The 24,926-nt window shown below is 46.0% G+C and carries 17 protein-coding genes; 8 read left to right on the forward strand and 9 right to left on the reverse strand.

Translation table 11 applies throughout. The features are described 5' to 3' along the window. Positions 1-15 precede the first annotated feature (15 nt). From QFZ77_RS10125 to QFZ77_RS10140, 4 genes are all read right to left on the reverse strand, one after another. Entirely contained in the window at positions 16-228 is a 213-nt protein-coding gene (locus QFZ77_RS10125) for a hypothetical protein (RefSeq protein WP_052228876.1), read from the reverse strand. A gap of 72 nt (positions 229-300) precedes the next feature. Further along, entirely contained in the window at positions 301-2,709 is a 2,409-nt protein-coding gene (locus QFZ77_RS10130) for a sugar phosphate nucleotidyltransferase (protein ID WP_307439039.1), read from the reverse strand. Between the two features lie 118 nt (positions 2,710-2,827). Then, positions 2,828-5,695 carry a 1,4-alpha-glucan branching protein domain-containing protein gene (locus QFZ77_RS10135; protein WP_307439040.1) on the reverse strand — a complete coding sequence of 956 codons (2,868 nt, stop codon included), beginning with the start codon at positions 5,693-5,695 and terminating at the stop codon, positions 2,828-2,830. Positions 5,696-5,704: 9 nt separating this feature from the next. Beyond that, entirely contained in the window at positions 5,705-6,211 is a 507-nt protein-coding gene (locus QFZ77_RS10140) for a DUF4912 domain-containing protein (protein WP_307439043.1), read from the reverse strand. 215 nt (positions 6,212-6,426) lie between these two features. Here QFZ77_RS10140 and QFZ77_RS10145 point away from each other — a divergent pair, with 215 nt between their 5' ends. Further along, complete coding sequence (locus tag QFZ77_RS10145) at positions 6,427-6,849, forward strand: hypothetical protein (protein WP_307439045.1); 423 nt, start codon at positions 6,427-6,429, stop codon at positions 6,847-6,849. A 63-nt stretch (positions 6,850-6,912) separates the two neighbouring features. Here QFZ77_RS10145 and QFZ77_RS10150 read toward each other — a convergent pair whose 3' ends face one another. Beyond that, the gene (locus tag QFZ77_RS10150) at positions 6,913-7,686 is read right to left on the reverse strand and encodes a LytR/AlgR family response regulator transcription factor (RefSeq protein ID WP_307439047.1); all 774 of its coding nucleotides are present in this window, start codon (positions 7,684-7,686) and stop codon (positions 6,913-6,915) included. A gap of 180 nt (positions 7,687-7,866) precedes the next feature. Here QFZ77_RS10150 and QFZ77_RS10155 point away from each other — a divergent pair, with 180 nt between their 5' ends. Further along, on the forward strand, positions 7,867-8,496 hold the full coding sequence (locus tag QFZ77_RS10155) for a hypothetical protein (protein WP_307439049.1): 630 nt from the start codon (positions 7,867-7,869) through the stop codon (positions 8,494-8,496). Here QFZ77_RS10155 and QFZ77_RS10160 read toward each other — a convergent pair. Next, positions 8,467-9,108: a helix-turn-helix domain-containing protein gene (locus tag QFZ77_RS10160; protein WP_307439051.1), complete on the reverse strand. Its 642-nt coding sequence runs from the start codon at positions 9,106-9,108 to the stop codon at positions 8,467-8,469. The two genes, QFZ77_RS10155 and QFZ77_RS10160, sit on opposite strands and share 30 nt — an antisense overlap. A gap of 196 nt (positions 9,109-9,304) precedes the next feature. Here QFZ77_RS10160 and sigI point away from each other — a divergent pair, with 196 nt between their 5' ends. After that, positions 9,305-10,084: an RNA polymerase sigma factor SigI gene (sigI, locus tag QFZ77_RS10165; RefSeq protein ID WP_171693012.1), complete on the forward strand. Its 780-nt coding sequence runs from the start codon at positions 9,305-9,307 to the stop codon at positions 10,082-10,084. Positions 10,085-10,113: 29 nt separating this feature from the next. Continuing rightward, entirely contained in the window at positions 10,114-11,457 is a 1,344-nt protein-coding gene (locus QFZ77_RS10170) for an anti-sigma factor domain-containing protein (RefSeq protein ID WP_307439057.1), read from the forward strand. Between the two features lie 101 nt (positions 11,458-11,558). Here the strand turns inward: QFZ77_RS10170 and QFZ77_RS10175 are convergent, their stop codons facing one another. Continuing rightward, the gene (locus QFZ77_RS10175) at positions 11,559-12,719 is read right to left on the reverse strand and encodes a PepSY-associated TM helix domain-containing protein (RefSeq protein ID WP_307439059.1); all 1,161 of its coding nucleotides are present in this window, start codon (positions 12,717-12,719) and stop codon (positions 11,559-11,561) included. 233 nt (positions 12,720-12,952) lie between these two features. Here QFZ77_RS10175 and QFZ77_RS10180 point away from each other — a divergent pair, with 233 nt between their 5' ends. Both QFZ77_RS10180 and QFZ77_RS10185 read left to right on the forward strand, forming a co-directional pair. Further along, positions 12,953-13,966, forward strand: a complete 1,014-nt coding sequence (locus QFZ77_RS10180; RefSeq protein ID WP_307439060.1) for an aldo/keto reductase — start codon at positions 12,953-12,955, stop codon at positions 13,964-13,966. 44 nt (positions 13,967-14,010) lie between these two features. Next, on the forward strand, positions 14,011-15,519 hold the full coding sequence (locus QFZ77_RS10185; RefSeq protein WP_307439062.1) for a leucyl aminopeptidase: 1,509 nt from the start codon (positions 14,011-14,013) through the stop codon (positions 15,517-15,519). Positions 15,520-15,968: 449 nt separating this feature from the next. On the opposite strand, the gene QFZ77_RS10190 is transcribed toward QFZ77_RS10185, so the two are convergent. Further along, complete coding sequence (locus QFZ77_RS10190) at positions 15,969-16,526, reverse strand: hypothetical protein (protein ID WP_307439064.1); 558 nt, start codon at positions 16,524-16,526, stop codon at positions 15,969-15,971. 125 nt (positions 16,527-16,651) lie between these two features. Here QFZ77_RS10190 and QFZ77_RS10195 point away from each other — a divergent pair, with 125 nt between their 5' ends. Together QFZ77_RS10195 and QFZ77_RS10200 are read left to right on the forward strand one after the other, a co-directional pair. Then, complete coding sequence (locus QFZ77_RS10195; protein ID WP_307439066.1) at positions 16,652-17,932, forward strand: MFS transporter; 1,281 nt, start codon at positions 16,652-16,654, stop codon at positions 17,930-17,932. Further along, positions 17,932-18,855 carry a Gfo/Idh/MocA family protein gene (locus QFZ77_RS10200; RefSeq protein ID WP_307439067.1) on the forward strand — a complete coding sequence of 308 codons (924 nt, stop codon included), beginning with the start codon at positions 17,932-17,934 and terminating at the stop codon, positions 18,853-18,855. The genes QFZ77_RS10195 and QFZ77_RS10200 overlap by 1 nt, the downstream gene beginning before the upstream one ends. A 914-nt stretch (positions 18,856-19,769) precedes the next feature. Here QFZ77_RS10200 and QFZ77_RS10205 read toward each other — a convergent pair. Beyond that, positions 19,770-24,821, reverse strand: a complete 5,052-nt coding sequence (locus tag QFZ77_RS10205) for an OmpL47-type beta-barrel domain-containing protein (protein ID WP_307439069.1) — start codon at positions 24,819-24,821, stop codon at positions 19,770-19,772. Positions 24,822-24,926 lie beyond the last annotated feature (105 nt).

Raw genomic sequence — 24,926 nt, forward strand, 5'->3', positions numbered from 1 at the left:
TCACATGTATATCCTTTACTTGGTTGGATTTTGCCCTTCCATGTACCGGTTTTCCGTAAGTCTCATTAAGGAATCGTACCGATTCACCGAAGAAAATATCAAAAGGTATTCATCCTGTTTGACATTGGTATAAGATGCTTTGAAACCGGTATGATATTGCACGGTCATGCTCGAGGATTGATCGTCATACTGCACAAAAGCGATCTGTCTAGAAACGCTTGGAATCATATTCACGCCGCTCTCCCCTTCATCGTAGACTTCGGATACCACGTATCGGATACATCAATACTATAAATATGCTTACCCAAGTGCGTTTAGAATGTGTCCACGATAGGAATGGACAAGCCGCTCAGCAAGCTCAGGATCCGCCGATTGCGCTACGAGCTGAAAGACAGGATCATCGGCATCAGGCAGCAGCAGGACCGACCCATTCTCATGATAAAACTTAATTCCATCGATTAGATCAGCAGGTACATCTTTCGTCCGTTCCATCATGCTCCGCATAACCTCTCCTTTGGAATCCCAAGGACAATCAACACGATCACGAAGAAGATGAAAGCTTGGAAACAAGGAAAGCAGATCCGAGAGCGGAATGCCGGTTCTTTCCAAATGGAGAATCACCAGGCCAATGGCAAAGAGAGAATCGAACAAGGGATGAATCCTCGCTTCTTGTGTAGCTTCCATGATGGCTCGTGACCATTCCTTCGTACGAACGATCTTCCCGCCAAGCCCCTCGGCCATGCTTTCTAGAAGCTGGGGTGCACTGACGGGAGCACCAATGGTTGCTCCTGGACGGCTGTGCAGGTAACAAAGATAGAGGAAAACGGTTTGTAAGTCGCTGTCTATGAGCACGCCTTTTTCCGTTATTAACTGCATAGTTCGTCCATCATCGTGAACACGTAAACCGAGACTCGCACCAGATAGTGGGATAAAGACATGAAGCGGGTCCTGCATACTTGTAGATGTAACATGGATAGCTTCAAGCCCCAATTTTTCGAAAAATGGAACAATGAAAGGCTGCAGCCAAGAACTCGCTTCAATGACGATGCGAAGAGGGGATGCAAACTGATGATCACGTTCATATGCGATTTCTTGGGCCAAAGCATGTATATAAGTTTGCAACCAGTGTACTTCTTCTTTGTAACTGCCAATCTGCTTCATAGAGGCCCGTCCATAATCTTCTTGCCAAAAGCTGTTTTCCACTTTACGCTCTGCTGATTTCGGAATAGGCAGTCCTTCAGCGTCCAAACAGAGAAGACTGCAGACATCGTTCTCTTTGCCGGACCATTCGAGATGGATTCCACCGGCAGCACCCAAATGACGAATAGCAAAGGTAGACGCAGGTGCAAAACAATCCCCCAAATCGATGACATGGGTTCCGACGGACTGCAGACTAGCTGTCAGTGTACGCTTTAATAAACGAGTGAACGTATGGGGAGCACAGCTTACCATGAGCGTTTTGCCGGAGGCCAAAGTTGCTCCATATGCTGTGGCGAATTTAGTGACTAATTCCGGTGTTAAATCTAGATTAGGAATACCACTTACACCGCTTGTCTTGAATAACGTTTTGGTTGCGTTATCTCCCCAAATATAGGAGGTATGAAGCCGTGTCTTATCACGAATTTGTTTATGGGGCCAAATTTTAACGTTGGGTTCAATGCGGCTTTTCGCACCGATGACCACATGGTTGCCGACAACCGAGCCATCCCCCAAATAGGATGCCTCTTTACAAATAATCCGACTAGTCAGTGTGGAACCGGCCAATTCGTTGTGCTCAGCAATATGGTTATGGTCCCACAGCACACTTCGCGTTAATTTGCTCCCTTTGGAGAGTCGATTATTTTGCCCAATGATGCAGTATTCGCCGATTTCTACTTCGTCTTCCAGCCTGCTCCCTTTCCCAATAAAAGCAGGTCCGATCACACGGGCGGTAGCACTCGTTTCTACATCATCCGCGATGTAGACACCGGGGCGGATCTGTGTTCCGTGAATATCGAGCTTCACTTTCCCATCGAGCATGTCAAACTGGGTTTGACGATATTGCTGCAGGTTGCCAATATCCGTCCAATATCCAGAGCTGATATATCCATAGAGCCCTTTGTTTTCTTCGAGCAAGGCAGGGAAAAACTGCTGACTGAAATCAAATTCTTGCCCCAGTGGTATGCGTTCCAGCATCTCAGGCTCCAAAATATAAATACCTGTATTTACCGTGTCACTGAACACTTCACCCCAGCTTGGTTTTTCTAGAAAACGAGTAATTTGCCCCTCTTTATTGGTGATAACAACACCATATTCCAAAGGATGGCTGACACGAGTTAGGATTAACGTAGCTTTAGCTTGCTTTTCTTTGTGAAAAGCGAGTGCTTGCTTCAAATCAAAATCAGTTAATGCATCCCCGCTGATAACAATAAAAGTATCGTCGAGAAACTCGTGCGCATGTTTGACACTCCCAGCTGTACCTAGGGGACTTGTTTCTTCAAAATAATGGAGATTAACGCCAAAAGCTTGTCCGCTGCCAAAATAGTCGCGTATCACTTCAGGTTTATATTGCATAGTGATTGCTATGTCATGAATGCCGTGATTTTGGAGCAATTCAATGATATAGGCCATGCAGGGCCTACCGAGAAGAGGCACCATGGGCTTGGGGAGATGACAAGTAAGGGGACGAAGCCGCGTTCCTTTGCCTCCGGCCATAATGACAGCCTTCATTGTGGTACCTCCTTAGAGTTTTGCTTTAGCAAAACTAGCATCGTAAGCATTAGCTCTGAGTTTTCGTAGAAAACTTGGTTTTCCCGTAATTGTTGTAGGTAAAGTGAACGTCAATCAGCTATTTGTATGATTTCTCACCAAATACTTCACCTTGAGGGGTTGCTTTAACCTGTATGGCAGGTTGATAGTGGGTAAGCTTCTGGTACTCATTCTGGATATTTTGAGCGATATGGCTCCATTGGTAGTGCTGTTGAAGCAGTTGGTAGGCGCTATCAGCCATCTTGGCAGCCTGCTTTGGCTGCAGCAGCATATCCGTAATGTGCCAAGCTAATGAATCGACATGACCTGGGAGAGCCTTATAGCCGTCCACACCATGCCTAATGATTTCAGCTAAACCGCCTGTATCGGAGAGGACCAGAGGTTTCCGGTGGGCCATGGCTTCCAGCGCTACGATACCGAAGGGCTCGTACAAGCTCGGAATCACACAAACATCTGTAGATTGATAAAGCTGAGTGCGATAAGCATCATCAACAAAGCCGGTAAACAAGACGCGATCTCCTAAAAAGGCTGCCTGGGAGCGAAGCTCACTTTCCATAGGCCCAGAGCCAGCGATAATGAGCTTAGCCTGCGGGACTTGTGAAATGATTTTCGGCAGAGCTTCCAGCAGGATTTGAATGCCTTTTTCATAAACAAGCCTTCCAATGAAGAAAATGACCTTGTCTTGCTTTGCCACGAAATCAGGTCGATTCATCGTCTCTATGTTTGGTTTTTGAATCCGAATTCCATTCGGATGTACACTCACTTTATCGGATGGAAGATTAAATATACGTCCTACTTCCTCTTTCATATAAGAGCTGCAGACAAAAACACGATTAGCCTCATAAGTCAGCTGCCACTCCAAATGATGAATCTTACGCTGCAGGTCGGAGTATAGATTTCCTTGATTTCTGCCCCATTCTGTAGCGTGAATCGTGGCTATTAAAGGGATGCTGTAGCTTGCCTTTATTTCTCTTGCTGTATGAGCAACCATCCAATCATGCGCATGCAAAAGGTCGATTCGCCCGCCATTTTCTTTCCATCTAACAAGATGATCAGTCATGGCAAGATTCATTTCGAACGTCCAGTGGTAAAAGTGAGTATCACCGGAATGGTTAACAGGGAGTCTATGTACATAAACGCCATTCATCTTCTCAAAACTCGGCGCACCATCGTAGGAGGTTGTGATGATATGTACGATCTCTTCGCGAGCGACAAGAGCTTCTGATAGCTCATGGACTGCTCTAGATAAGCCGCCGACATGTTTGGGCGGGTATTCCCAAGCAAGCATGAATACGTTCGGACAGTGTTTAGTTTCCTCCAGTAATGTTTCCCATTCCTTCAAGCTTGGAATAATAGGGATAGGGGAGAGCTGCTGTATGCTTACGTAATCTTGAAATTGGATATCTGGAAAGCAGTTGTCTTTCTCCTCTAAATCGGTAAATAGTACCTCGTCAACCTGTTCCCGATCCACCTGATCGCAAAGATGGTGGAAGCAGCCTAGATGATCCTTCGTTCGGCGAATGGCATGGTCGACGTCGCTCAGTGCGTCCATCATGAACGCCCAATCACTGCTTTGAGCTAGCATGAATTCTCTTGCAGCTTGATTCAAAGCCCGTTTCAGAACACTGGCGCTTAATTTACCATGGCGAGAGAGATGCTGATGTTTTGTTGCGAGCTCGATCATACGTTCTTCGGCTTGATGCAGATGACGATAAATCCAGTCGTTATGTCCCTGCAGCCATATTTCGGCGGAGTGATTACGTCCCCAACTAGATTCGTTCAAATTTCCGACAGCGGCTAGTGGATATTCCTCTAGATATTCACTAGGTGTAATCATCTTAATCGTTTGCTGATCAAGAAACATTTTGCGGCAAAGCAGCTCAAGAAAGTTCGGACCTTCATACCACCAATGTCCAAATAGCTCCGCATCATATGGTGATACGATGACGGGTTTGCGATCCAGCCAGCGTTCCCAGTGAGCAGCCTGCTTCTGGCGATTTGCCAGGAAATGATCCGCATGTTCAGCTGCTTTTTCTAGGGCCCGCTCTGGTTGATAAGGCTCCTTGTGGCTGCCTTTGCCTGTGTTGCGGTAATATTTAAACCCTGTTGCCGGATCAATGTCGCTGTAGTATTCACGGTAGTTGAAGTCTTCTGGGTAGCCGTTTTCGGCACTCCTTACTTGACTGGTGGAATCCGGATCCAGAGGAAAGGCAGTTACCCCATAGGGGGTCATGAGCGGAGCAGCCAAGTCTCGAGCCGGCTGCGGTGAAGCGAAAGCGACTGCTGTGGAATCAGTGAAGAAATATTGGATCCCAGCCTGCTTCAAAATGCGATCAATACCAGGCGTATAGCCACATTCAGGTAACCAGATGCCGCGAGGCTTTTGATCGAAATAACGTTCATAATCCCGAACAGCCGTCATAATCTGTGCTTTTATTGCCTCTTCTGTTTTCATTAGAGGAAGAAATCCATGCGTAGCGGCCGATGTAACAATTTCAATACGGCCTAAATCTTGATAGTGTTTGAATGTCGCAATGACATTTCCTTTGCAGCTTTCATATAGCGTAAGAAGATCACGGAATCGTTCTGCATAATGTGCGGCCAGAGGGAGGAGAGAAGGCTTGTTTTGTAACCGAACCCGTTCCTTATCTGCTAGCCCAATAAGCTTACTAAGGTAAGCGTGATATTTGTCTTGCCAGTATGGTTTGCTAAACAGGGACAAGATAGTCGGAGTTATGGAGAAGGTCAAGCGGAAATCTATCTTATCACTTGTTAGACGATTCATGACTTCAATTAGGGGTAAATACGTTTCCGTCATGGCTTCGTAGAACCATTGTTCTTCCAAATTGTCATTCTGATCCTGATGACGAATATAGGGAAGATGAGCATGCAGCATGAGAACCAAATATCCCTTGAGCTCTGGCTTCGGTTTGATGCGATTGATCAAGAGATAACGTCACCTCACATAGGGAGAGTAGGCTTGTATATTTTCAAAAAAATATGGTTTGATTCGATTATAGACACGTTCGGCATGGGCTTCTAGTACAACCGTTTGCATCGGTTCTCCCCATTTGGTTTCGGTATCGTTAGGTGTGACGACGCTATTGGAACGAAGAAGAGGAATGAACTCGCGCTCCCAGGTGTAAGTGCCAATATCTACAAGGTAGGTACGGCCTGCACCTAGATGATGAAGATACCAATTGTTAGCTTCAGACGTCGTTGTTACATCCCAGTATCCATGTGCATTACTGCCATTGAAATATAAGCTGGTAACATCGTACAAACGTATCACTTTGGGCATTGATGCATAGTCGCATTCAAAATGCTGAGAAACAAGCCATCTCCGCCTATCGCTAATTTCCCAATAAACATAGAGCGAATGTGCATCCACGATCATAAGATGGAGTATGTCCTTGTTATACCGATCGGGAACCTCGAACCCTGCGGTAGGTAATGCCTTCAAGGTGAATTCCTCTTTTCTAATGCTATTTACTACCTTATCACTCTAAAAGCATTCGCTTTTCCAAAGAAAAATATGCGTAGATTGTTAAAATCTAGCTGTCCTAAAAAAAAGGAATTTCAAACTTTTCTGGCGAATATATTGGACTAATCCGGGTTAAGAAGTTTATGCTTACGATGCAAGCTTTCCTAACGGAAAGCTCTAAGGGAGGGTTTTTCATGAGTTTTTGTTGTGGAGCCAGTATGATTGGAACGAAAGGTACCTTGAAGCACATTCGTACACAAATTCACAATGTGCCCATTCTTTTTTGCCCGGTCTGTCATCGCATTGAAGTTCACTATCTGGTGGAGAACGAATACGAAATACTAGCGGAATATGCTCACGGAGACGGTGCTCCTGAGGTTGATTTTACGGAATATGTAGATGGTAAGGATCATCTATTGCATGATAATTGTGTCAACCATGAGGGCGAAGAGCCTTTAGATATAGTACGCAGTCAAATTGATATGGCCCTTGATCTGCTTGGGGTCGCGAAATCTATTGGCGATAATGAATGGGAAGATCAGCTTAAGAAACGATTGAAAATGCTGAGTGTACGCCGGGATAAACTGAAAAACAAAAAAACCTCCAAGCATTCGTAGAGGTTTCCTTGATAAAGCCACCCGTTGTTCCTAGCTGAAAAGGGGTGGCTATTTTTTTATTATTTATTGAAGTTCAAGCAGAAGCTTCGCAAAATCCTTCTGTAAATTCCTGCTTAGTGGAACCTTAACAGGCGTATGATTCAAATGAATTAGAAATCTTCTCGAAGTGGGAAATCCACTTTCTTTCACATACGATACCACATGGCGCAAATTGACTAGAAAACCTTTGAATGGACTGAACATATGAGGGGAGCTCTGGGCCAGTATATCCGTTAAATTCGTACTGGATTCCATATGTGCTCCATTCATGAGATGGATTCTGGTCAAACGCTTATCTTCTTTCTCAATGAAGAGAATGGAGTCTTCGGATATCGGCAGCTCTGATTTTTGATTTTTGACAGTAATCCACGTTGTAGTTCTAGGCTTCGGTGCTTGTACTAATTGACTGCGTTCTAGTTGAATCTCCGCAATGGCCTTCCGAATAGCCGCTTGAAACTTTGGCAGCATCACTGGCTTGGATAGAAAGTAGAGGGATCCTAGATCATGAAAGCTCGTTAAAACATGGTCAATATTCGTCGTTCCGCTAACCATAATGACTTTTTGCTGATATCCAGCGCTTCGCAAGGATTGTACCATCGTGATGCCATCTAAATTCCCTTCCAATCCAATGTCCACTAGCAAAATGTCAGGCTGAAGCTGATCGTATAATTGTATAAATTGTTCGCCTTCAGAAACGATTGAGATGACTCTTAACCCGCATTGTTGGCTATAGCTTTCGAGTAATTTACCTGCCCAATAGTTATCTTCCACGATGGCCACTGTGAAACGGTGTCCCATACGTTCATCGCACTCCAATCCTCTCACCCATGGGCCCTATGCATCCTGTCAACTTATGCTCAGAAACAGCCAACTTAGTCCACTTTGAAGGCAAAAGAACGGTTATCTTGTATAGTTCTAGGTGTGGATTCAAATAGGTAGGCCGCTTAAGAGCAGGCATAGAAATGAGGGAACGTGTAGTTGTTTACATCGGTGAAATTTATCCTAACCTGTATTGATTTTGTACCTATGATTTTATTCGCATTATTACTATTCAGACAAAGAGTGAAACCGTATTGGATACAAATAACGCTCGCTGCACTCGCAGGAACGATGGTTGCTTATTTCGACAATTGGCCTTTATTATACGTTTGTATTATTTGTACACTGCTTATGATGGTTTGGAAATTTAGCCTTGTACCGACTTTAATCATAGCATTATCCGGGTATATTCTGTCGGTCATCGTATCTACGATTGTCCTCTTTTGTTGTGATTTAACCGATCTCGCTGCTTATACAGATATCAAGGATGACTCGTTAACGACTAATTTGATATTACTTTTGACCGTTATGGCGAAATGCGGCATACTTCTTGCCATTCATAAACAACGGCTCGGATTTACTTTTCTATCAAATTATACAAGAATACCGCTGACTAGAGAAAATGCTGGTTTCTATCTCTTTATTGTTGTTGTTATTATTGGAATCACATACCGTCATTCCTATCCGGATAGCGTGCTAAGCGCGCTGATGCCGATCCAAATGCTAGGTATGGCAACTGTTCTCTTCATCTATGTCATGCTAGGTAAGGAACTTGGCTTTCAAAGATGAATGCCGGGGGCTAGATTCAGCTTCCACAACAAACCCTGTATTGCGAGCCTCACATTCAAGAAGAGTCTGGTGATATTTCTTTTGCGGCATAGCGGCAATGGTGACACTAGGACCTTCTTCATAATCATTAAAATAAAGTTTGCCTTCTGAGGGGGCATACTTTTTTATTTTGTTCAGATTGACGAAAAGATGCATGTCCAATTTCACAAAATGGTGATCCGTTAATGCTTCTATGAAACTCGTGAACGCCACAAGAGATTCAACGTTCTCTTCCATGATGCCATCAGGCGAAACATATTGTATCGATTTAATACCAAACTCAACATACCATACATTATCTAAATGGATTTGAAAAGAAGTTTGCGAAGACGAGGCTTCTTCTAAATATCCTGCTTTTATGAGTAAATCTGTGTAAGGGTATTGGTATGCTTGTGATAGCTTTCTCAAGGTGTCAGGGGATGGCTTGATGACATCATTCGTGGTACGATTACGTCCGAGCTCTAGATCCCTAATATAGGCATGAGACAAGCCGCTTTTACTTGCAACTTTACGCAAGGACAATTTACCTCGTAACGTCTCGAGAAACTTACCAAAGTGATTGCCGGGTTCCAAATGAAACACCTCCCATCCCTTAATTGTAAAGGATTCAATGTTAAATTGAAACCGTACTTTAGGTTTTATTTGCCATTAGGTGCCCAATTGGACATCTATGGTATAATAAATTTACTTTTTATTTCAGATTACATGCAATTGTACCCCCCGAATTGTTATACATAGGGACGAAACTACTATACTGTGAGGTGGAACGGTGCTACTGGTACTATTCAAAAAGTTTCTTGGAAAGAAGGAATCCCAGGGACAAAGTGAACCGCATGCCTCTTCCCTTGAGGTTACCATACATCAAATTCAAGCAGGAGACCTACGACTTAGGAATCAATTTATTGCTGACTACCAGCCCTATGTGGCTAAAGTTACAAGTAGGTTCTGCAAGCGATATATCGACCCCGCACGAGATGACGAATTCAGTATCGCTTTAGCAGCGTTTAATGAAGCAATTAATCAGTATTCTTCCGTTATGGGAAGGTCTTTCCTAGGCTTCGCAGAAACGGTCATGCGGAGGAGATTAATTGATTTCTTACGTAAAGAACAACGTTTCAAAGGACAGATTCCTTACAGCTCGTTCGATCAAGAAGATGATGAAGATAACCTACTCAATCCAATTGAGGTTCATCAAGCTATCGAAGCTTATGAAAAGCAAAAGGGACTTGAAGAACGGCGAAGTGAAATTATTGATTTTAGCCGATGTTTAAGTGATTTTGATATCGATTTCTCTGAATTGACAGAAGCATCCCCTAAACACGACGATTCCAGGCAAATGCTGTTCGGTATCGGCCGCACGCTAGCACAGGATGCAGAGCTTATGCGTACTCTTCTGACGAAACGGCAGCTGCCGATTAAAGAGCTGCTGGAGCAAGTTCAGGTTTCCAGAAAAACATTGGAGCGAAACCGTAAGTATTTGATTGCGATAGCTCTCATCTTTAACGGACCCTACCCTTACTTGCGAGATTATTTACATATTCGAGAATGAGGAAAGCATAAAGAAAGGAAGAACAGCGCATGAACAAGGGAATCGTAATGGAATTAAGCGACAGCTCCATTATTGTCATGAATCCAGAGGGTCGGTTCGATAAGCTTCCGAGGGGAACGCGGAATTGTGAAGTTGGGGAAGAGATACTATACGCACCTGTGAAGCGGCGTATGCGTGTACCGCAAATGGCTATTGCATCGGGACTGGCGGCGGCAATCGTACTATGCTTTGTCTTAGTATCAACGTTGACAGGAACCGTTCCAGGCGGCCAAGTGGTTGCCTACGTAACCATAGATATCAATCCTAGTGTAGAAATAGGAATTGATAATGATGAAGTAGTTCAGGATTTAATTGGGTTAAATTCAGATGGCAATGACTTAATTCAAACGTTAGTCTATAAGGGCAAGTCGTTAGAAGCTGTCACATCCGATATTTTAGACAAAGCCGAGCAGGGAGCACTTGCTAGAGGTGAAGCAGATATCATCATCAGCTCAACGATTGTAGAACAAAAAACGGATGTGAATGATCAGGCGATTGCTACAAAGCTGAAAGCTCAGGTCAGTAAGCATATAGAGCAGACCCATCCGGATCAAATTAAAAATTATGAAGTGACTGCGTTCGCCGCCCCGCAAGAAGTAAGACAAGAGGCGAAGGCCAGCGGTGTATCGGCAGGGAAGTACGCGATATATTTGAATGCGGTAGACAATGGTGCGAAAGTATCTCTCGATGACATCAAAACGGTGTCAATTCATCAACTCGCGAAGGATAACGGCGGGATTGATAAACTGGTAAAGCCGGATAAGCCGATCGATAAATCGTCTCTGCAAAGGTTAATCGCAGATGAAAAATCCGGAAAGCTCAGCGAGAAAATTCAACAAATTCAGGACGAGAAATCGGCCAATGACAAGAATAACGATAAAAATGATAAGAACGATAAAAATAACAATGGTAAGAACGGTAATAATGGCAAGGCTACGGTGAAACCAACACCAACACCGTCTTCGAAGAATGACAAGAACGACAAGAACGACAAGAATGACAATAATAATAAGAATGATAAGAACGACAAGAACGATAGAAATGGCAACGATCGTAATAATGACAACAAATCAACGCCAAAGCCGAACCGTTCGAATGATGACAATGAGGATGATTCTAAGAAAGAATCATCCTCAAAGCCTAGAGCGACATCAACGCCAAAACCTACTGTAAAGCCCTCCAGTAAGCCAACAAGCTCAAGCAAACCGACGGATAAGCCATCTGCTAAGCCATCGCAGAAACCGAAATCAGAAAATGATAGAAGCACCGTTTTCCCTTGGAGTTGGAGTGATCGGAACAACGATTCAAAGAACAACGATATTAAAAGGGATTAGTAAGAGTTAAAAGAATAGAAATGTACATAAGCACCCAAGATAAACACCCCAGGCATACTTCACTTTTACGTGAAGCTATGCCTGGGGTGTTCATGTATGTTTTATTCGGCAGAGCTGATCAAAGGAATCATTGTTGTTGGAGGAGATTCTTTGATGCGGGAAGAGCTTTTACTTCTGCGGCGCGCTCTAGCTTTGAATTGCCAAATGACCAACCCTGTAATCATGAGGAACAAGGGCATCATGCCCATAAGGAAGCTCGCGATTATTACAGATTCACCACCCCAAGTTGCGAAATGCAAACCTCTTTTCCAAGCGCTGTAAAACGCCATTGGAGCATTTGGATTAGTTTTACCTAAAATTTCACCCGTGTAGGGGTCTTCATAGACGGTAACATTGCTGGAGCCACTCGGACTGTAACCTTCTTTCATCGCTAACTGATATGTTTGATCAGACTTTGTGGGTAGTTGGACTCGGACCAGCTTAAGGTTAGGAAACCGTTCTTGCGTATTTTGAACGATGGTGTCAAGAGAAAGCGGTGAACCGTTCATGTTTGTGGTTTTGCTCCAAGAGGCAGCTGCTTCGGTTTTGGTCGACATCCCCAACCATCCAAACACATATTTATCAAGTTGATAAGCCGTGCCTGTGAGGGCGAATACGAGAAGGAACGGAATGGTTACTATACCGACTGTTTTATGTAGACCAAGATTGAGGGCAAGCTTACCTTTGTTTCGAATAATTCGGAAACCAAGAGCGAATTTGCGAAGGCCGGGCCACCATAGATAAGCACCTGTGACTAGAATGATGATGAGACCGATACCCATGAAGCCGGCGACAATGGAAGCATTAGCTTTACCAAGTACATCCTGAGCAAGTAAATAACGGTGTATTTGTAGAACCTTCGTAAAGAAAATATTTCTACTAGGTCCTACAGGCCCAAGTACATGGGCGGAACCTGGATCAACGTAAACATTTTGAGTCGAAGCTTTGCCATTCGCGTCTTTGGTTAGTCTTACATGATAAAGACCATCTTCTGTCGGAAGCTCGATTCGATCCATTTTGAACCCTGGAAAAGCTTGCTCCACACCCTGCTGAACGTCGAGTAATGAGGCATGACCTGGCGTAGGCTGATAAAGCTGTGGATGTATCCATTTCTCTACATCATTTTCAATGACAAGCAGACTGCCTGTCGTACAGATGACAACAATGAATAAGCCTAGAAGTAAACTTACCCAAAGATGAATTTGTAAGAATAATTTACGCATAATAGCCCTTCCATAACTGAGAATGATTATCAAAATCATGAGTCTGCTTAGAATGATAATGATTATCACTTTCATTGTCAATACATTTATGGCTAGTCAAGTGCGATTGCTGTCATTGAATATCATGATAGCGTTTATAAACGCCTATTGCATGGAAAGTAGGACCGAGTTGTATTACAATAGTTGCAAGCGCAATTATGAATGATTTTCTTAGTTGGAAGGGAGATTTTGGCTTGAGATATTCGACTTTCGGTAAATCCGGCTACAACGTTTCATCACTTGGATTTGGTGCTATGAATCTTCCAAGTGTACCTCTAGAACAAGCAAGAGAAGCATTGAACTACGCCTTGGATCATGGCATTAATTATATTGATACTGCAGCAGCATACCGGAACAGCGAGGAAATTATCGGCGAGTGTATCTCCCATCGCAGACAGGAGTATTTCTTAGCGACGAAGACAGGGGCACGTGATTACGAAACGGCGAAAGCGGAAATTGAGCGAAGCTTGGTTCGTATGAAAACAGACCATGTAGATTTACTGCAAATTCACTACGTGAATTATGTGAGCGAGTTTAAGAAAGCGATGGATATTGGCGGAGCCTATGAAGCTGCTCTTGAGGCTCAGCGGGAAGGAAAAGTGCGATTTATCGGCATTTCCGGACACCGTCCAGATTTACTTGCGAAATGGATCGCCAAAGGGCAATTTTCGCAGATTTTGTTTCATCTCAATTTGGCGCAGCCGTTTGCACTTGATGAGCTGATCCCAAAAGCGACAGAGATGGATTTAATGAAAGTGGCGATGAAGCCTTTGTCCGGCGGATTCATTCAACCGGTTGACCGTGCGATCCGCTATCCTTATAGTCAAGACGTGCATGTTACGATCTCAGGGATGGTGAGTATCAAGGAAGTACAAGAAAACTTGGCTGCGCAGGAGCAGGAAGTAGGAGCCGAGGAGCGCCAGGAGCTTGAGAAATTGGCTATAGAGCTGGGTCAACATGATTGCAGACGCTGCAATTATTGTTCATGCCCGCTCGAAATCTCAATTCCGGACGTGATGATTGCGAGTAGATTTAGAGAGAAATTCGGATTGCTGCCGAAGGGCGACGGATTTTTCCAAAGACAAAAGGATAGAATAGTAGGCTGTGCAGACCATGATCCTTGCAAAGAGAAACCGCTTTGCGAAGAGAAGTGTCCTTACCAGCTGCCCATGCAGTCAGTGGTGCAGAAGGCCGCATCTTTTTATTAATTGGAGTGACAATAGAAACTACTTGAAATTAAGGAGAATTACCCATGTTTGCTAAAATTACGGATGTAACGACGGGCGTTTTTACGTCATTGATGGATAATGAAACGGGGGCAGACGCAATCCTCGTCTGCCTAAGTGAAGCTGAGCTGCGCCAGGACAATGTCCTGGGACTACCGCAGCTTGATCAGGCCCTTGAGCGCATGTGCGCAAAGGGTCTATTCACTGGCGCCTCAGGCGAGCTCGAGGCGCTGCCGACCCACGGGCTGCTGCCGTACGCGTACGTGTTCGTTGCGGGGCTCGGCCCCGCAGCGTCACGCGATACGCTGCGCGCAGCCGCGGTGTTTGCAGCGCGTAAGGCACTCGCGTTGCAGTTCGAACGCTTGGCGCTGAAGCTGCCAAGCGGGTTCGACAGCCGGTCAGCCGCCTCGGCGCTGACCGAAGGGCTGCTCCTCGGTACGTACCGCATCGCGGCGTACCGCAAGACCGAGCATGCGCGCGCGGAGCTGCGCCAGGCGGTACTGCTCACAGAAGCTGCTGCGGATGCAGCGCTTCTGGAAGGGGCGATCGCAGCCGCTGAGGCGGTTGCGGAGGGCACGAACTATGCCCGGGATCTCACGAACCTCCCGGGCAATAAGCTCATTCCGGCTTCCATCGCAGAGGAAGCCGTTCGGCTCGCCCAGCACTACGGCTTCGCCTGCGAAGTGCTGGACGAGCACGAGATTGCCGCCCGCGGGATGGGCGGGCTTACCGCGGTTGGCGCAGGCAGCGTCAACCCGCCGCGCATGATCACCCTACAGTATAAGGGTGATCCAGATTCCGCCGACGTGCTGGGCCTCGTCGGCAAGGGCGTGACCTTCGATACCGGCGGGATCTCGATGAAGAAGCCCGACGGCATGGAAGAAATGATCAGCGATATGGGCGGAGCCGCTACACTGCTCGGTGCCCTGCACGTCGTCGGTCAACTGAAGCCGAAGGTGAATCTGGTCGTGGTTATCCCTGCGGCGGAGAACATGACGTCTGGCTCTGCGTATCGCCCTGGAGATATCGTGACGATGCTAAGCGGACATTCCGTGGAAGTATTAAATACAGATGCGGAAGGCCGCATTATATTGGCCGATGGCTTGACCTACGCCAAGCAGCTGGGAGCGAATCGCCTGATTGATGTTGCAACATTAACAGGGGCCATCTTAATCTGCTTCGCCGATGTCGCGACTGGCGCTGTGACGAACGATGACGAGTTTCTGAAACCGCTGCTCCAAGCAGCTTCGGCGGCTGGAGAAAAAGTATGGCAGCTGCCAAACTATCCGGAATATCGTGCCATGCTGAAGAGTGATGTCGCCGATGTTAAGAATGCGACTTCATCCGATCGCTGGGCAGGAGCCATTACAGCAGGTCTGTTCATCGGCTACTTCGCCGAAGAAACGCCTTGGATCCATCTGGATACAGGCGGCACAGCTTGGCTATGGTCGGCCAAAGGCATCGAACCTAAGGGTGCAACAGGTGTCATGGTTCGTACTTTAGCGGCTTATTTGTGTGAGGACGAACTTAACTAGTTTTTATGGCCGTGATGAGCAGGATCAGATTAGGATGCTTCTGAGGCGGTTTTTGAAAAACGCTACTAATTGCTCCCACGCCATATGAAATAAATAGCAGCCTTTAGGAGCTCTTATTTGACCCAAAAAAGCTTGTATGCAGCAAATAGAAGACCCTAAAGGCTCCTATATACTGGAGAATTGTAGAATTCGGCATCATACGGGGGAAATAGAAGTCTCAAAAGCCTCTTATTTGGCGATTTTTACGCGATTTTCTCTCAATAACAGCCTCTGGAGACTCCTAATGGGAAGCATCACTTGCACAAGCTCCCCAACCATGAGCTTAACCTTTGGGTTTATCCAACATCACCACAAAAAAATCACCCGTCATCAAGCTATTGTCATTCTACCATGAAGTATAATGGTTGAATGGCGTAATAGCTCAAGGCAGGGTGATTTTTTTAATCTTCCTAGGCGCCAATACTTTGTCCAGCTGCAGCTGGCTGATTAACAGGCCTTTGAAGCAATTCATTCACGTCGGACATCCGAATGACCAGACGATTGATTTCATTGGTCGTATAAGAGAGATGCTCGGTGCGCTGTTCAAGCTGTGTTAAGGAAATGCCGATCCAATTTTTCTTGCGTCGATGTAGGAATAGATCATATTTTAACACCGTCATGGTGGCGGCGAGAGGATCTGGCTTGATATAGACATCTTTCATGATATCTTCCATGTTGAAAAAGAGCTTCCCGCGCTTCCATCTTACATACCCTGGTTCAAACAAGATAACAAGAAAATCAGAATCAGCCTTGTCCTTGTTCTCCATTGTAATCAATCTTACAGCACCTTTAGCTTGATTCGGCTTAATGAACTGATTTGATCGAATATCGGGAAGAAAAGGAACGATGAGAAGCGGACATACGCTGGCGATATACAAATAAATGGTTGACTGAAACATGAGAGAGAGTACAATGAAAGTCAAAAAGAGTAATAAGCTTGTGATAAGACCAAAATGGTTTGGTTTCATAATATTTGGGTGATCCCGCCTGACATGATAGATTAGGTAGTCAGTCCTATTTTACCATAAGCGCCCTATAGTTTGTAAACTTTAAGATCAGTCATCCATCATAAGAATTACATCAGGAGGCGAGTATGGCAATGAAGATTGCGGATTATTTACGAAAACCTAGAAAAAAAGCATCCTCCTACCGAAAAAGTCTGCTCATCGCAACGTTGGAGGGGTTTCCGGCCGTTATAATATTTCAGCTCCTTGGCGGTCCGTTTCTAACGGGTTATTTGCTTTATTTAGGAGCAACTTCAACCGAAATTGGTTTGGTGTTGGCCATTACAACTGTCGTCAATATCATTCAAATTGGGATGGCTGTGGTCATGCAAAAATTCAGAAACCGCAAACGGATGCTGCTTATATTTGCTTCCTCACACCGATTGCTTTGGACCTCAGTGGGCTTGATTCCTTTTTTATTTCCCAAAGATCTGTGGGTTGTCATGTATATTGTGCTTTATACGGCTGCTCATTTGGGAAATGCCGCGGGTGGAATCGTTTGGACCTCACTGATTAGTGATGCGGTGCCGGGTCCGGTTCGAGGACGATATTTTGGACTTCGCAACACGATATTAGGCGGGGTAAGTTCTCTAGCTCTTTTCATTGGCGGACAAATTTTGGATCGTTATCCAGGCGGGCAAGGATTTAACTATTTATTTATCATATGCAGCGTTTGTGTGGTCTTAAATATACTGGCCTTCGGTTTATATCCGAATCCACCCTTCGAGCCATCTACGGAAACGAATCCGGTAGGGATGATTGGGAAGCCGTTGAAGGATCGTGCTTTTCTTAAAGCGATTCTCTTTTTGGCTGTGTTTTTATTCGTGCAAGGGGTAACCGTGCCGCTTTTCTCTTATGTCATGCTCAAGCTGATGAAAATTAATTATGAAACAGTCTCGTTAATTACGGTCGTTCATACCATGGTCATGATGGCCAGTTACTATGTATGGGGCAATCTGAATGTGCGTTATACGGCTCAAACCTTGCTGCTATGGTCCTTACCGATCATTGCGCTTGCTTGTTTATTATGGGGAGCAATTGCTTTCATTCCAGCCATTGTTGTTCTGTATGCCGTTCATATCGTTCTTGGCATTGGGCTTGGTGGGTTTAATCAAATGGTGTTCACGTTTACGATTGGCGACACACCGAAGAGCGAACGTCCGATGTATATTGCCACATATTCGGCTTTCACCGGCTTTGCCGCTTTCTTGGGACCTATTTTTGGCGGAAAAGTATATGCCCTGATTACGGATGCCCCGATGTGGGTGCAAATATATGGTGTTTCTACGGTGGTTGGTGCTGTTTTACTTGTACTTGGACTGTTGGTTGGACGTATGGTGCTGGGAAAACAAATGAGGAGTGAAGCCTAGTGACGAAGAAAAGAATTGGATTAATTGGTCTAGGTGATATCGCACAAAAAGTGTATCTGCCTCTTTTATCGGTAAACGAACAAGTGGATATCGTAGGCATCATGAGCTCCACTCCGGCGACGGTAGAACGGATGAAGGCAAAGTATCGCATTCCTTATGGGACAACGAACTTAGATGAGCTTCTTGCACAAGGGCTGGATGCTGTTTTCGTACATAGTCCGACATCAACCCATTACGATTTGGCTATGAAAAGTATAGAGCAAGGTGTGGCTGTTTATGTAGATAAACCGTTGTCCTACGATTGGGCACAGTCCGCCGAGATGGCTTCTTATGCGGAGCGAAAAGGCGTTTTGCTGGCAGCGGGGTTTAACCGCAGGTTTGCTCCTCTTTATATGGAGGCTAAGCAATGGCTGCAGGAGGCAGGCGGCTTCGATTGGTGTTCAGCCGTTAAGCACCGCATCAAACAGCAAGGACATAGCGCCAAAGAGACGTTGTATGATGACCTGATTCACATGCTGGACCTTTTGCTGTGGCTTGGAGAGAGCCCGTATGAAGTGAGTACATACAACCAACAAGTCGATGAAGAAGGCAAACTGCTCCATGCTTCAGGGACGTTGACATTCGGTTCTTCTCTAGGCAATTACAGTATGGTTAGACTTGCAGGTGTTGATTTAGAAAAAGTTGAGCTGCACGGCAGCGGCCGATCGGTAGAAGTAACGAACCTAGAGTCAGCCGTTTTTTATGAAAAAGGCGCCGCCCCACGCGTTCGCTCTTTTGGGAGCTGGGACACGGTGCTTGAAAGAAGGGGCTTTGCTGGTGTTGTTCAGCATTTCCTGGACAGTTTGGACAATCCGAATGCATGCAGCATCCGTGGAGATCTTGTTCTAGAGTCACATCAATTAGTGGAACGCTTGTCCGAGTAAACAGGGTGCCAAACGAAGATTCAAGACATAAATTCGTTTAAAAAGATGTGGCGGAACGTCGATTCGTTATTTTATAATAAAGTATAAAATTCAGAGGGCAGGGTCCCGTTCTAAGTTCTAAGTGTGGCGGTTAGCTTGGAGGCTAAGCGCCCACCACTGATTTTGCGCACAAAAATTGTGCGCAAAGGCGGCAGATTCGTCGCCACCGGACGCTAGCGCATAAAAATTGTGCGCAAAGGCGGCAGATTCGTCGCCACCGGACGCTAGCGCACAAAAATTGTGCGCAAAGGCGGCAGATTCGTCGCCACCGGACGCTAGCGCACAAAAATTGTGCGCAAGGGCGGCATATCTGTCGCCACCGGACGCTAGCGCACAAAAATTGTGCGCAAGGGCGGCAGATTCGTCGCCACCGGACGCTAGCGCACAAAAATTGTGCGCAAAGGCGGCAGATTCGTCGCCACCGGACGCTAGCGCACAAAAATTGTGCGCAAAGGCGGCAGATTCGTCGCCACCGGACGCTAGCGCACAAAGATTGTGCGCAAGGAGCGCTCAAGGTAGTCCTTCTTTCAAAAAGTTTTGCTTAACTTGAAGTAAATTATCCATTATCAGGTTGTGAAGCACACGCCGCTTGTCCGAAAGTTCATTTCTGGAGCAAGCGGCTATTTTAGGAAATCTACGCCAGAAATCAAATTTGGGGAACATGAGTGCGTTATTTCGGCAAAATGAACGATCCAGAGGCAAAAACAGTGAAATAACGCGTCTTGTTCCTCTTCCGCATGATTTCGGGGTTTTTCGTCCAAATAGGACATCGACGTTCCCCTAGGAAAATTTTGGTGCGCTAGCATGGTACAGAAAAGGGTAAAGGGGCATCTCATCCAAAAGTGACTTTGGATGAGATACCCCTTTTTTACTATTTACTTCCCTAATTTTTGCTGCAGATATAAAATGGCATCCCGAAGCAGCTTGGCGGTATTACTATCCGTATACTTGCCATCTTTGATGACAGCATCAAAGATAGTCGGATCTTTAAGCTGACTTTGGTTTAGCAGTTTCTGAAGCTGAGTAACTTTGTTCTGAAAGCTGTTATAAGTGCTTTGATTTGGGAAATATCCTAAATTCCATAATAAACGGAGCAGATCGTCCAAATGATCGAGATCCATGATCACCTTCAATACAAAGGTACGTACGATCGTATTGCCCGCAGTATCGGTTGCCGTTACTTCAATCGTATGCTGACCTAACCACAAGCTAAGCGGTTGGAGGTTAATGTTAGGGCTAACAACGACACCGTCCAGTTTGACAAGAGATGAGGCCACTCCACTTAAAGCATCTGTGATACCAACATTCAGTACAATCGGATCCGTCCAAAATACAGTTAAAGGACCGGCAATGTTGATTTCAGGAGCTTGCGGATCGTAGCATACCTCCGCAGAATGACTAACTTCCTGATTGCCTGCCGCATCAACACTGTAATAGTGTATCGTGTTCACACCGTAGGTGCTTACCGTAACCGAGGTTCCGGCAGTGGCTGTTCCCCCATTTAGCATGTAAAAGGTCTGTTGTACACCGCTCAAAGTATCGTATGCCGCTAATGTGACAGTTTGCGGTGTTCGCTGCCACCCCTCTAATGATGTGTGCGTGGTGGAAGGAGCCGTTTTATCGATGCCAATAATCAAATCTTTGGGCACTTCTTCGTTATTCGCCACATCAATCGAGCGGTATTGGATTTGATGCACCCCTTCATCGGTGAAGGTGACCGGCTGAGCTGTGACAAGATGCCATGTTCCACCTTGAATTCGGTACTCCGTTTGTTTGATTCCAACGCCAACAGTCGGATGCACGGCTGTAAACGTAACATGCACATCTTGTTTGTTGAATGTGTCTGCCCCAGTTGCCCCATCCGCTGTCGCTGTTGTCACAGGAGGGGTGACATCTCGCTTCTTCACCTGGAAAGTCATCTCCTTGGTGTTGTTCGTGCGATCCATCTCAGTGAATCGTCCGATATCATTGATATTGACGCTTAACTGGTAGGTGGCTTCTCCATTAGGCACTTCCCAATATCCATTTTCACCGCCTGCGTTCGTATAAAGTGTTGCACTGCCGCCTACCGGGATGGATTGATTATACGTATCCGTATAGCCAAACGAGCCGCCGTTCAATCCAAACACGGCACCAGTTATTTTGCCTGCTGGGGTTGGGAGAATACCGACATTTTTCACCGTGACATAGAAACGAATTCCCGTTTGCCCGGCATACGGATCTGCTGGATCCGTTCCAAGATCTGTTACGATAAGATCGGGGCCTGGCGTTAAGGGTTGGCGTTCCAAACTCAAAAACTCAAATGATTGATGGATGATCCGGCCGTTTTTAGCGACAACTTTGATGATATGGTTTTCCATAGGGAGACCGGTCTTTTCGAAAACAACCTTCTTCGCGCCTTGTGTGTTAGCTGTTTTCAAATCCACAGTTGCTTGCAGGACATCATCGATATAAACATCTGCCTCGCCTAAAGTAGACTCAATATCGGAATACCAACGGATACCCGTACCCTTAAAGCCCATAGCTGTGTAATCGCCAGGCGATGTCGTTTCATGGAAATTTGCTCCATTGGCGCCGAGAGCGAAGGTAGGGGCGGAATAATACATATTCGTACTGGAATGAATGACATTCGTCCAAAGTGCTTGCGGTGTTTCATCCAAGATGCCTTCTTTCAGCTCGAACCAATCGAAGAAGGCGAACACATTATCGCTGCTCTTGACGATGGACAGGACAAGGTTGCTTATGTCCGCAGGCATCATGACGTTATATTCGACTGTTGTATAGACGTTTGGCTCCGTTCCAGGCAGATCAAGGGCCCGTATCAGCTGATTATCGATAACGAGGTTCACCTTTTTGTTCGCGGCTGAACTATATTTAAGCTTAAGAATATAATTGGTATTTGCTTTTACAGGTGCCTTGAGCATATTCATCCGCCCTTGTGTAAAGTACATGCCGACGAATGTGCCATGATGGGTCACTCCTTCCAGTTCCGTTTGCTCTGCTTCAACATGCAAAGCTCCCGTAGACGTAGTGGTAAAAGGAGATACCGGTAATGATAAGGAAGAAATGGCTAAAGGGTCGCTCGGTACGGATTCGTTGCCCGAATCATCATAAGCGATCAGTGTATACAAGTGTGCGCTTTCCGGTCTAACATCTTGGTGTGAATAACGAGTTACGGCTTTCGGCAGCTTAGCGAGCAGTACGCCGTTATCATAGAGCTTATATCCGGCTACTTCGGCATTATCCGTAGAAGGCTGCCAAGTCAGCTTGATTTGTTTGTATGAAACGGCCCGTGCTTGCAGCGTAGGCTTGCTTGGTGCTGAATGTTCTAACGTGGTCAAAATGTATTGGACGGCTTCGCCCGGTTGAAGTGTCTCTGATAACTGCGCGCCCGAAGCAGCGTCAATGGTCGTAAAACTGCGTGCAGCCGCATACGTGCTGCCTGCGCCAAAGCGTTCTGCCGCATACTGGGCGTTATTAGGCAGCGTGACGTGGACGTTCATCGTGACCGGTGTCGTTTCAAAATTAACAAAATTGAGCAGAATTTTATTGGATTTTGCTCCGCTACTGCTCACACCAAGGCTTGACGTATCCACCGCGCGGAAATAAGCTTTTTTCCCGGCAAGCTCATTCTGATTTGTAAACACATAAGGGAGCGGTTTGCCATGCGTACTGTAGGCTAACGCTAAACGGCGGAAAACCTTCAAACGCGTTTCATCGGGATCGCTCGTGTTGATCCACGCTTCGGCATCGTCAGCGGATTTCATCTCGATGTCTTCTTTGAGCAAACTGTACTCTCGGAAGTAAGCCGCATGCTGCATGATGTAATCGAGATAGCCGATGGTACTGCGCGTTTCCCTATCAAAGATAGAGGCAAAACGATGCGTGAACGTATCGTAACGGTTATTGTCGGTATGAAAATCATTAGCTCCCGTTTCACTCATCATCATCGGCTTTGCCATTCCGTCACCCTGATACTCAGGGAAAGTCTTTAACGTCTCAACGACTGCGCCTCCCTCACCACTCGAAATCCCGCTTAAGGTATAGCTGTGACCGTTCGTCATATCGGTATAGTCTTCAATCTGTCTGCGGTAGGCAGGATCACGCTCCCAGCCATCGGGAATTCCTTTGGAGGGCCAGTAAGCCCAGCCTGGAGAAACCGCTTTCAACCAAGGGTTTAGCAAAGGCTTCTGCTCACTAACATACTTAGCAAGAGCCAAATCGGCGGCAAATGCATTGTTGAACACGCCGGGTTCATTATCAAGCTCCAAGTATTCGAACAAATCCCCATTTTCCGCAATGAGATTGTTGTAGTACTCTTTAAGCTTCTCTGGGACGACTCCCGACGAAAGCTCAGGGTCCTTGATATAGGTTCCGAATGGCAGCAGCACCGGTGCCAAATTCAAATCGCGTAAAGCAGTCAGCCATTCCCGTGAGAATTGACTGGAACGAATGACGTTCCCGCTGTAGGCGAGTCCCAGCCACTTCGTTACTTCCATCGTTTGCAGATCGCGGTCTTTCAACACATGAGAGACAAGCGCTGTTCCAAGATGGGTATATCTCCCGTGAATCGGCTCCACAGCTGGAGCCCCTAATGCCTCAAGTTTGGCATAATCCCATTCAAACCAATGATATTCATCACCTTCAGTTCCAGCATACAAGCCTCGATCCAATGACAGCTTCAGTTCATTAGTTCCAACCTTCAGCATTTCCTTAGGAATATAAAGCTCATAGGTTTCTTTGAATTTCCGAGTCGTATTCCCGCCGTTCAAGCCGACGATTTGGATTAAACCGGCCATCGTATCATTTGAAAATACAGCTAGTTGCGGAACGGATACATACGCATCCAAGCTCCTGAAGCTGAATTGTACGCCATGCTCCGGGATCGCAGGCAAGTTGTAAGTAATAACCATAGAACCGTTGCGGCTAAGCTTCAGTCCTTTAGATACCGAACTCCAATCTGTGCGAGTGGCCCAGTCGGAAGGAAGGCTGAAGGACTCAATGGGTGTTGATTTATAATCGCTAAATTCAGTCGAAAGCTGATTATCAAGCCCGATTTTCCAAAGCATTGTATAAACCGGCGCAGGCTGTTCCACGGTAGTTAGCGTGTAAAAAGCGGTTGAATACAGAATCTTTCCGGCAGGCTGAGCTGACGTTTCTTTCAACCGAACCTGTATTTGTCCCGTCGTGTAATTGATATTGTCCAGTTGAAGCGGGTTCGTTGTTACGGTTTGCCACGTGTAACCGCGATCTGTGCTGTATTCATAGGCAGCCACATCCAAGAAACCGGGAATGGGTGTCCATCCGAATGTATTTGCTGTATCGTCCTGCACGGGGTTAGTTGGCGCATCAGGCAGCACATAAGGTGTCAGGTAAGTGCCAGGTATCACCTGTTGGGCTATTCCCGGCCCTTGCCAGGCGACAGCCAAATTGTCATTAGAGGTGTTTTCTTTGTGCAGCGCCTCGATGTAATATCTTTTCCCGCTGGATAGCGGAATGACCACAGATTTCTGAGTTGGGGATTTACCCCACTCTCTGGGCTTGGCGAAGACGGTATTAGATGCTATCTTCTCTTTGTGCGCAGGATCGCCATCCGGACTCAGCCATAACTCGGAGCTGTCATCCGCTGCAATCCAGAAGGTGTAGCCTCCGCTGACTGGCGGCGTTAGAAAACCATAAACGCGAGAACCATAGAGATCCCCCGTATTGTTCGGTGTCTCGAAGTTAGCGAGTAACCTCGAACCCGACGGAGGAGTCTTTAATGGAATCTGTTCTACTTTCCCACCAGGAACATTGTTCCAGTAGTCTTGGGTAATACCTGTTCCCGCAGCAAAAGCACGATACGCTGGAAAGAGCGGGAGCAGTGAGACAATGATTGCCGACAGAAGGATTGAAACAAGGAGTTTTGACTTGTGTAGGGATCTCATAATTACCTCCAGATGACTGAGATTATCAATAGGATTCCCTAATCCTATCCGGGGTCCACGTCATGTGTAGACGGCGCTCCGATCCATCTAATATTGGAGCGCCGC

The organism is Paenibacillus sp. V4I3 (assembly GCF_030817215.1).
Classification (GTDB): domain Bacteria; phylum Bacillota; class Bacilli; order Paenibacillales; family NBRC-103111; genus Paenibacillus_E.

Excerpts from the sequence above, each read along its gene's own strand:
- QFZ77_RS10150 (WP_307439047.1), bottom strand. The coding sequence starts at position 7,686 with ATGGGACACCGTTTCACAGTGGCCATCGTGGAAGATAACTATTGGGCA.
- QFZ77_RS10175 (WP_307439059.1), bottom strand. The coding sequence starts at position 12,719 with ATGCGTAAATTATTCTTACAAATTCATCTTTGGGTAAGTTTACTTCTA.
- QFZ77_RS10185 (WP_307439062.1), top strand. The coding sequence starts at position 14,011 with ATGTTTGCTAAAATTACGGATGTAACGACGGGCGTTTTTACGTCATTG.
- QFZ77_RS10130 (WP_307439039.1), bottom strand. The coding sequence starts at position 2,709 with ATGAAGGCTGTCATTATGGCCGGAGGCAAAGGAACGCGGCTTCGTCCC.
- QFZ77_RS10145 (WP_307439045.1), top strand. The coding sequence starts at position 6,427 with ATGAGTTTTTGTTGTGGAGCCAGTATGATTGGAACGAAAGGTACCTTG.
- QFZ77_RS10125 (WP_052228876.1), bottom strand. The coding sequence starts at position 228 with ATGATTCCAAGCGTTTCTAGACAGATCGCTTTTGTGCAGTATGACGAT.
- QFZ77_RS10205 (WP_307439069.1), bottom strand. The coding sequence starts at position 24,821 with ATGAGATCCCTACACAAGTCAAAACTCCTTGTTTCAATCCTTCTGTCG.
- QFZ77_RS10190 (WP_307439064.1), bottom strand. The coding sequence starts at position 16,526 with ATGAAACCAAACCATTTTGGTCTTATCACAAGCTTATTACTCTTTTTG.
- QFZ77_RS10195 (WP_307439066.1), top strand. The coding sequence starts at position 16,652 with ATGGCAATGAAGATTGCGGATTATTTACGAAAACCTAGAAAAAAAGCA.
- QFZ77_RS10170 (WP_307439057.1), top strand. The coding sequence starts at position 10,114 with ATGAACAAGGGAATCGTAATGGAATTAAGCGACAGCTCCATTATTGTC.